Raw genomic sequence first — 3053 nt, 5'->3', positions numbered from 1 at the left:
ATAGTTCATATTCCCTTCATTCAAGACAAGCAGTGCGTCGATACCACGCTCGGCCATCTGCTGGCGCAGGCGGGTCGTGCGTGCGCGATATTCTTCTTGACTGAATGCGGGCACTAGCATTTCTCCTGTCTTGATAATGACGATTGAAAAATCGGATGATTAGCCTCTGCATTATTTTAAGACAATCTCACCTTACTTCTGAAAACGCCCGAACAACTGCTATTCTCCCCGCGATTTGGCAAAAAAATCGACGCCTAACGATGGATAATCCAAATGCGTATAGAGGAGCACCGTTAGTATTATTTGTACGCGACAACCATGAGCCGCGAACTATCGGATGTAAACGCTCCACCTTCCTCCCCATAAGCCTCAACAGCCCCGAACCCCGCGCTTCGCAACATGCGAACGTATTCAGAAAACCCATACTGTCTGAAAGACAGGTGCGTTCGTCTAACGCATCCATCGCGGACGATAATCCTTTCGAGGTTCCGACGATCGCTTAGCACATCATTGCTCATTATATCGATTCTTAGGTCGTCGTTACGCTGCACAATGTAGATAGGCGATTTGTGGCGCAAGAAGGCGAAGCGATTGGCGTGATCGATTAGAAGACGTCCGCCTTTTCGAAGTGAAGAAGCGACTTCACAAAGAACCGTCTCGTTGTCCACATCATCGAAATATCCAAAAGTAGTGTACCACAGAAAGGCCGCATCAAATCGATCTCGCCAGGGAAGTGATCGCATGTCGCCCAGAAGATACTCAACATTTACATTGCGCTCAGCTGCATCCGCTTCGGCTTTTGCTAGCAAGATCGGCGAGATATCAAGTCCGACTACCCGCGCTCCTTTTTCACCCAACCGGTTGGCAATCCGCCCATAGCCGCATCCAAGTTCAAGTACTGAGCTGCCTTGTTCTAGCGATAGGTGAGTCCAAATTACTCCCGCATCCCTGTCGCTTGTTTCCGGTGGATTTACCACGTCTCCGAAGTGGATATAGTCTTCACCGAAGTATGATTCAAGTTCTGAAACGGACACAGTATTACCCATGACGCCCCCCCATGTTCGAGTCGTTTAATGCTCTGGCTTGTTAGGTAGGTATTCGCATAGCGATTCGAATAAATCAAGGAGGAATTAATGAACTTTTTCTTAATGTCTTTAAACATTTCTGCAACAATTATTGATCAGTTGTCTGGAAATGTATATTGTTCATTGAGACACAGTGCGATCTCATGGATCAGCAGTTTTCGGGTGCGGAAGAACGCAGAAGCGGTCGGGGTACGTTTATCGCCGTTCTTGGTGATCATTCGCAAATGAATGGACGACCATCGATCGGACTTGCTATCAAAAGGGCGGCGGCAGTGACGGGCAAAAAGCCCGTCACTGCGTTGCAGAGCGTCGGCGTTGCGATAGACGACGAAACAAAGCGGTCACGATCCCCTTCGCCTGTGTGATGCAAAGCTGCACCCAGTTCTTCGGGTAAGATCTCTAGCCATTCTTTACGCCCGTGCGCGTCGCAGGTTGCGTGATACACTTGCGCGCCCAATTTTGCGTTTTTCGTAATGGCGCGAATGCCACTTCGAGCCGCGCAACAGTTGCCCACGAGTACCGCCTGCCGGAAGCCCTCGTCGGCAAGCGGCCCGTCGAACCCGCGCCTCGAGATCAACATAGCTGAACAGTTCGCCAGTTCGATTGTCGCCACCGCGCACGATTCAGCCCCCGAGTTCCTTCGGCAACAGTGAATCACGATCGCAACCCATCCCCAAGAGGCATTTTCTACAGATGGGGTGATTGGGATCAGCCCCGAGCTGAAATGAGGGCGGCTGCTCCTGTCGGGATGTGAGAACGTGGTCGATGTAGATCGCCACAAACATCAGGAGGGAGCAGCCATGAAGTATTTTGCCGGACTGGACGTGTCTTTGGAAGAGACCGCGATTTGCGTGGTCGACGAGGCCGGGCGGATCGTGAAGGAGGCGCGTGCGGCGAGCGAGCCGCAGGCGTTGAGCGAAGCGCTGCGGAAAGTCGATCTGCCGCTGGAGCGGATCGGGTTGGAAGCGTGTTCGCTGACGGCCTGGCTTCACGACGGGATATGCGCCGATGGCCTGCCGGCCATCTGCATCGAGACCCGGCAGGCCAATGCCGCGATGAAGACGATGCCGAACAAGACGGATCGGAATGACGCCCGCGCGCTGGCGCAGATCATGCGCACCGGCTGGTATCGACAGGTGCATGTGAAGAGCAGGCAGTGCCGTCTCTGGCGTTCCCTCCTCGTCGCCCGCCGCACGGTGCTGAACGAAATGCGCGCCATCGAGAACGTGGTCCGGGCGATCCTGCGGGAGGCCGGCACAAGCTGGGCACGCCGTCGCGAACCGCCTTCGCCGGTCGTGTGCGCGAGTTGGCCCGTACAGATCCGGTTGTCATGCCGCTGGTCGAGCCATTGCTGACGATCCTCGCCACAATGCTAGACTAAGTCTAGACTAGTGCCCGTCCACGAACGGTAAATTGCTGATATTATTGGACTAATTTCAGTATTTCGACGGGCAAAGCCCGGCGGTTTCACGTACGATTTAGTTTCAAGCGACTGATTCTAAAGACAAACCCGCAACCGCCGGAGCCGACATTGCGCCAAGAACGCACCGTCCAGGCAAGTATATTTGATCTTTTCGCCGAACACGAGATCGGCCGTGAGCTCAGCGCGATGTCGCAGTGGCTGGACGAGCATCGCGATCTGTTGAACCTGGTAACGCGGGACCTGCGCCGGCATGGGGTCAAGGGGACCGGCCGCGAGGGCCTGCCGGGGGAAGCGGTGCTGCGCTGCGCGTTGCTCAAGCAGCACCGCCAGTTGAGTTTATATGAGGAGGGTCAATGTGGAACTGTCGTCAGGGTGACATTTTTTGCTTTCCGTCGGTTGTTGCGGCATCCACGGTCTGAGTGTCTGAATCAGAATGACCGTCGTGTTTTCATGCCCTTGCGAGCCTTCGGGTGAGCATGCGAATGTTTGCGATGTAGATCCACGCCTGTGCGGATTCGATTGATCGCTCGAAGTCCTTTGCCAGC

The 3053-nt window shown here is 54.4% G+C and carries 2 protein-coding genes and 3 pseudogenes; 2 read left to right on the top strand and 3 right to left on the bottom strand.

The annotated features are described in order from the left end of the window. Positions 1–299: 299 nt before the first annotated feature. Positions 300–1046 carry a class I SAM-dependent methyltransferase gene (locus D3227_RS39970; protein ID WP_120019425.1) on the bottom strand — a complete coding sequence of 249 codons (747 nt, stop codon included), beginning with the start codon at positions 1044–1046 and terminating at the stop codon, positions 300–302. A 253-nt stretch (positions 1047–1299) separates the two neighbouring features. Next, complete coding sequence (locus D3227_RS42120; RefSeq protein ID WP_167481075.1) at positions 1300–1698, bottom strand: hypothetical protein; 399 nt, start codon at positions 1696–1698, stop codon at positions 1300–1302. 187 nt (positions 1699–1885) lie between these two features. On the opposite strand from D3227_RS42120, the pseudogene D3227_RS39960 reads away from it, so the two are divergent. Continuing rightward, a pseudogene (locus D3227_RS39960) lies at positions 1886–2460 on the top strand (IS110 family transposase); the annotation flags it as partial. A 156-nt stretch (positions 2461–2616) separates the two neighbouring features. Then, positions 2617–2907 (top strand): annotated as a pseudogene (locus D3227_RS39955) (ISNCY family transposase); the annotation flags it as partial. A gap of 49 nt (positions 2908–2956) precedes the next feature. On the opposite strand, the pseudogene D3227_RS39950 reads toward D3227_RS39955, so the two are convergent. Then, positions 2957–3053: pseudogene (locus tag D3227_RS39950) on the bottom strand (IS5/IS1182 family transposase); the annotation flags it as partial.

The sequence above is a fragment of the Mesorhizobium waimense genome (assembly GCF_003601975.1).
Classification (GTDB): domain Bacteria; phylum Pseudomonadota; class Alphaproteobacteria; order Rhizobiales; family Rhizobiaceae; genus Mesorhizobium; species Mesorhizobium waimense.
The sequence above is the reverse complement of the archived record's forward strand: the minus strand, read 5'-3'. Positions and strand labels throughout refer to the sequence as shown.

Bases quoted from the DNA above. Each gene is read 5' to 3' on its own strand.
- D3227_RS39970 (WP_120019425.1), bottom strand. From the start codon at position 1,046: ATGGGTAATACTGTGTCCGTTTCAGAACTTGAATCATACTTCGGTGAA.